We start from the raw sequence: 6,000 nt of genomic DNA on the forward strand, positions 1-6,000 counted from the left end.
CCAGTAGTGCGCGCCCCCTAAATTGCCACTGTTGGCCGCAATCCCTGCTTGTAACACACTCTCAATATTCGCATCACCGCAGTGCGACATTTTGTTCCTATACAAAGCCCCCAACACGGACGGCAAATTCTCGATGCACCCTTTCCACCTAGTTTGGTGCAATCGGGCAGGCCGCCCGCTGGGATTTGCGCCGCGCCGTGTTTAGGTGTAGATTTGTGCCAAACGACCCACGATAATCTGGGCTCACCCGTACCAAAGGAACTGGGCAAATGGTGCATCACACCCCCGCAGAATCGGCTTTTTTCGCCGCCGTCGCGCTGCGCCGTGAACGGCTGTTCCAGTCTGTCGAACCGACCACCGCCCCGTTCCCCATCCAGTCGGTTCAAATCGACTGGGAACGGCTCATCGCTAAACGGCCTGTCTTACTTGAGACCCTCGACGCCATGCCGTCGTACCTGCTCAAGCCCGAGGTGCTGCGACTGCTCACCGCCGAGACGCACCCGCGCGATCGGCTGATCCTGGATCTGATGTGGACCACCGGGGCCCACACCTTCCGGCACTCCTTTGCGATTCGCCTTTTGTTGCACGGGCGGCCGCTTAAGGTCGTGAGCCAGCTGCTCAGGCACCGTAACGTCGAGTCCACCGAGGTCTACACCAACGTGCTGACCTTCGATGGGGTACATTTTTTGGACAGGGTAGATTTTCATTAGCAACACTGAGATTTCAGGTACTATTTAGTGCTCAGATGCTAAGGTAGAAACCTACTCGAAATCTTCTATCTATCATGATTTTGATGTAAATTGTTATGACTGCAGCTTCTTTGTTTCAACACGACTTCAATCCAGTCTATTTTTTATGCAATGCAGCACTGTAATATGTAACATGGTCGGTTCCAGTAGACTATCTTTTAACCTTTTAATTCGAATAGGTTTGGTGTCCATTGAGGGACGATAAATTAGTAGAGTTCGTAGACCAGAAGTGCGATTTATTGAAGAAGGCCAACCTATGGCTGGGACAGCCAAGAATGAAGCCAGCTGCATGGTTAAGGAACTTCGAAAAGGCTGATCAAAAACTCGCTGCAACTCTTTTAGACCGGTTTGTTTTTTATAATTCCGACGCTACCGACATGCTCTTAAAAGCCTCATGGAGATCGATCGCAGATGGCCTTCCGAAAGGTCCTAGCGCGCCGGGGAGAAGTCAGTTACTTGCAGCTTTGAAATATGCCAATTTCGTCCCTGTACATGGTGAAGCCCCTAACCCAACAGACTCGGGTTATCTTTTCTGCAGAAAAGCTAGACAAATTCTGGGCATTCCTGAATGTAGATTTAGCTCACCAGAAGAGGCACTTGAGGGTGCCAAGCAAGGTGTACCTGTCGTATTTCTAGATGATTTTGTTGGCAGTGGCGATCAGTTTATTGAAACCTGGCAGCGCGCTATTGGAGACGAAGGCATGGCGTTCATGGATGTCTATCACAATACGCCATTCCCCTGCATTTACTTAAATCTCGTAACTACGGATTACGGTCTTGAGGCCATTAAATTGGCTGCACCAAATGTGGCGCTTTGCTCTACCCACATTTTGACTGAGAAATCTACCATTCAAGGGTTGATTCGTGAAAACATTTTCGAGGAAGAAGAGCTAAATAACTTCTTAACAAAGTACACTTCGAGGTTAAGGCCCGAAGAGGATTATATTGCTCAAAACCTTTCATATCGCAAATGGGGTTATAAAAATCGGGGGTTGATGCTTGGTTTTGAGCATTCGATACCCGATGCCACACTTCCTATTTTTTGGTCCCCGGGAGACGATGGCTGGGAGCCTCTGATTGAGAGATCATAATATGGCGCAAGACGAACAAACACAGCTTCGTAAACTCTTTGGCGAAAATCGCGCTGAATGGCCACCTGAAAGCTTTCAAGATCTATTTGTTGTCCCGACTTACTTTAATAAGTTAGAGTCGTTGAAACCATCCATGCTAGTTGGCGGGCGAGGAACAGGAAAAACAACCTCACTTCAATCGCTTGGCTATGAAGAGGCGCTCGAGAGACTGGAGAGTCAAGGGCTCACCTTTGAGGATCAGCAGTATCTTGGCATTCTTGTTCGCATGAATAAAAATCGCGTTCATGCATTCAAGGGTCAACGTGTTTCAGAGGACGGGTGGTCAAAAGCATTCTCTCATTACTTTAATCTTATAGTCTGTCACGAAATAGCCATCATGGCCGAATGGCTTCAAGGAAAGTGCGGTATCGCTATTCCTTCTAATGAAATACTTAGAATCTCATTAGATCTAGGGATGTCTGAGGTATCTACTCTTACTCAGTTGATCAGACAGATAAAAATCTCAATTTCAAAGCTACAGCTTTATGTAAACAATCCAAGTGAGTCTACAGAAGTTATTTTTTCCATGCCAGAATCACCACTCAGAACCTTTGTTGAGCTCTTGAAGGAGTCTGGACTTCTAGGTGACCGGGTGGTTTTTTGCTGTATAGATGAATATGAAAATTTACTTGATTACCAACAAGGTATCGTCAATACGTTTATTAAACATGCTGTTCCACCACTTTCTTACAAGATAGGCGTTCGTAAATTCGGTGTTCGAAACTGGAAGACAATTGATAAAAATGACCTGTTAAGTAACTCGGATGACTTTACAGAAATTCACATCATTGACGAAGGGTTTGATTATTTTGCCACGGCAGTCGCGAATAGTCGTATCGCCTTTGCTGAAAAGTCAGGAATTAGTATAGCCCCCTCCCTAAAGGAATTTTTGGTAGACCTATCATTTTCAGAGGAAGCAAGAAAGCTTGGTGCTGAAAAAGCAACTCAGCGGATTATTTCTGAGATCAAGAAAACTAGCGAAACTCTTGCAAAAGCCCTGGAAGAGCGTCCGATTGAAGAGGTTTATTTCCTAGATTATTGGAGGGAGAAGACTAAGAAAGAGTTGACAACTATCGCTGAAAGCTACCTGGAAAACTCCAAAGAATGGAAGCAGCGTCTTGGAAATCATGGCTATGCAAGTCTATTCTGGTTATCTAAGGGTCAGAAGGGCCTCAGAATTAAGAAATATTACAGTGGCGCTAATGCTTTTCTAGCTCTCGCCGGCGGAAATATTCGATATTTCCTTCAGCTTCTCGATCTCTCTATATTTCACGAATATGATAGAAATAAATCAGGTGTAACTTACCCTCTGACAATTTCGCCCGAATCACAGACTTTCGCACTAAGAGACGTAGGAAGGCGCCGCCTAGATCAACTCGAGGGGCTGGCCGACAGTGGAGTAAAGCTGAAACGTTTAGTCCTAGCTATAGGTAAAGCCTTTTTTGAAATGGCCCGAAACCCGACTGAACGAGCACCGGAAGTGAATTCTTTTGTAATAGCGGGAAAACAAGATCAGATTAAAAAAATCTCCTCTTTGCTGAAAGAGGGAGTTGGCCACCTCGCCTTTGAAGTCAACCCTAGAACTAAGAACACCACCCAGCTTGAGGTTCGAGATGACGAGTTTAGGCTTCATAGAATTTACAGCGGGTTCTTCGAAATTTCCTATCGAAAAAAGAGGAGGACGACATTTCAAGCGCATGATTTAATTGAGGCTGCTGAGGGAAGTCCGTCAAGTGCCATCGCAGGACTCATAGGTGATGAACATATCATTACCGATAGTTCAGATTTATCTGAACAGCTAGCTTTTTTTACTAACTTTTTTGCGGGCGATGAGAAGGGACAGGAGTAATGCCTGAATTTAGTATGCCTCCAACCAGCACTAATCGTTATAACTCACTGAGCCTGCACGATCTGCTAGAGGATGAACTTATAATTCTTCCGAGCTTTGCTGAAGAGTCTCGAGCCAACCTTGACGTTTGGGCTGAGATTCGTAGCAATAGATTAAGAGATGTCGTTGAAGTGGTGAATATAACCTCTGATTCAATCTCTGTAAGAGGGAACGGCCACAACAACGAAACGATTTATCTGAGTGATAGCGTTGCTGTAGCGTCTATATTCAATGGAAGGCGAGTACTGTTAGATGTCTCGGGGCTTCCATATCACGTATGGACACCGATTCTTAAAGCTCTATATTGCACCAATACTTTAACACGCGTTGTATATGTAGAGCCTAACGAATATAAACCACATAAAAGCCCAGCTTCCGACAGCCTTTTCGATCTCAGTAAAGAATTTTTGGGGCTTTCCCCGTTGCCTGGAATGGCGCAATTATTGGGCCCCGAAGATGAAAACAGGTGTTTATTTGTACCACTTTTGGGTTTTGAGGGAAATAGGCCCCGAAGCTTGGCTTACCAAATAGACCCAGAACCCAAGAAGGTTATACCTATTGTAGGGCTACCAGGGTTTCAAATCGAATATCCAACTTACACACTCGTTTGCAATCGAGACTTACTAGAAGAATTTCAGGCCTTTAGTGATATCCATTTTGCTAGAGCCTCGTGCCCCTATGAAGCATACGCAACGCTGAAAAGCATAAAAAGATACTACTCTGATCACTATATGTATATCGCACCTGTTGGAACAAAACCACATGGTATAGGTGCCGTCCTCTATTCAATAGCAAACCCAGACGATACTGAAATCATGTTCGACCACCCCATTAAAAAAGATGGCAGAACTGCAGGGCAGGGGTTAGTGCACATCTACGACTTTGGTGGTTTTGATGAATATAGATCTTGATCAGTACTTTACCCCTCCAGATCTCGCTGAAGAGGTAATTCGCCACTCTTACAAATACGATAGCTGTGTTGTAATTGATCCAACCTGTGGTGCGGGAAATCTACTTTCCGCTGCCTGTAATGTTTTTCAAAAGGTCAAATGTGTTGGTCTTGATAAAGACACTGTGACTATACGTAAACTTAGGCGATGCAATCCTGAATGGACTCTCTCCGCAGCAGATCTGCTGTGCAAAGTAAGCTGTAGGAACGCTACGGCAACAAGAATGCATAATCTAGAGGAGGGGCTGCTTTTACTCAATCCCCCTTTTAGTCACAAAAATAACAAATCTGTAAATGCTTACTATAACGGCATTCACCTTAAAGCTAGTGTGGCTATGACATATATTCTTCGAAGCTTTGAATTATTCTCTCCTAGGAGGGGAGGGCTTGCCATTGTTCCTGAATCAGTTCTTTTTTCAGATACTGACGCCCATGCGCGTCAGTTATTATTAGAGGCCAACAATATTGAACTTGTAACGGAGCTTTCAAGCAATACGTTTTTGGGAGCAAGAGCACGATCCTCTGTCGTTAAAATATCACCGAAGCGTAACCCAGCGTCTAGTGCAAGTTTTTTCTTATCTGAACAAAGAGTAGGCGTTAAATTAAACGATCCATATGAAGTTGTTCGGGGAGCTCTGCCAGTTTACGCATCGCTTGATGAAAAGGATAAAGAGGGGGTTCCATATATACACACTACAGACCTAGCGGATCTCCTGGAAGACCAATTGGATGGAGTGCTTAGAGTTGATTCAAATAAAAAGGGGAAAATTTCCGGCCCTGTTATTCTACTTCCGAGAGTTGGCACACCACAAGAAAAGTTGATAAAAGCGATATCGCTGCCCTCTGAGATTCACTTATCCGACTGCGTATTGGGGTTAAGATTTCAAACAATTACCGCAGCAAAGCGAGCAGAGAGGCTCATCAAAGAAAATTTCACAGAATTTGAGACTTTATATCGAGGAACCGGAGCAAGGTACATAACGTTATCAAGATTAACGGATTGGCTTACATATTCGTCAAAATGAAATTTACAATCGGATCATAGATGCAAACTTCCAGTTCCTCTAAAGGTATGGACACTAATTTTTCGGTTTCGATAGGTTATATAGGTAAATTGAGAGCGTCACGAAGCTTAAAATCCTGCCCAGTCGCCCGTAGCGTACACTGTAAATTCAGTTGAGTAGCTTTCCCCTGTAAACCTTCCCTAATTAGTTTTACGCATAATTTGATTTTTCTTTGGCACTAAAAAAAGCTGGGCATCAGGCGTAAGCGCCAAACCAACCA

Annotated in this window: 5 protein-coding genes; all 5 read left to right on the forward strand. The window is 44.5% G+C overall.

Annotation, left to right across the window (positions count from 1 at the left end; translation table 11 throughout):
- The first annotated feature begins 269 nt into the window (after positions 1 to 269).
- Complete coding sequence (locus Q4526_RS09085; RefSeq protein ID WP_215976748.1) at positions 270 to 710, forward strand: tyrosine-type recombinase/integrase; 441 nt, start codon at positions 270 to 272, stop codon at positions 708 to 710.
- Positions 711 to 1,024: 314 nt separating this feature from the next.
- Positions 1,025 to 1,840, forward strand: coding sequence for a hypothetical protein (locus Q4526_RS09090; protein ID WP_215976749.1), 816 nt, complete (start codon positions 1,025 to 1,027; stop codon positions 1,838 to 1,840).
- Position 1,841: 1 nt separating this feature from the next.
- Positions 1,842 to 3,728: a hypothetical protein gene (locus tag Q4526_RS09095; protein WP_215976750.1), complete on the forward strand. Its 1,887-nt coding sequence runs from the start codon at positions 1,842 to 1,844 to the stop codon at positions 3,726 to 3,728.
- Positions 3,728 to 4,678, forward strand: a complete 951-nt coding sequence (locus Q4526_RS09100; RefSeq protein ID WP_215976751.1) for a hypothetical protein — start codon at positions 3,728 to 3,730, stop codon at positions 4,676 to 4,678. Before Q4526_RS09095 ends, Q4526_RS09100 begins: the two co-directional genes overlap by 1 nt.
- Positions 4,662 to 5,741, forward strand: a complete 1,080-nt coding sequence (locus Q4526_RS09105) for an N-6 DNA methylase (RefSeq protein WP_215976752.1) — start codon at positions 4,662 to 4,664, stop codon at positions 5,739 to 5,741. Before Q4526_RS09100 ends, Q4526_RS09105 begins: the two co-directional genes overlap by 17 nt.
- The last annotated feature ends 259 nt before the right edge of the window (positions 5,742 to 6,000 follow it).

It is taken from the genome of Gilvimarinus sp. 2_MG-2023 (assembly GCF_030547685.1).
In the GTDB taxonomy this organism is placed as follows: domain Bacteria; phylum Pseudomonadota; class Gammaproteobacteria; order Pseudomonadales; family Cellvibrionaceae; genus Gilvimarinus.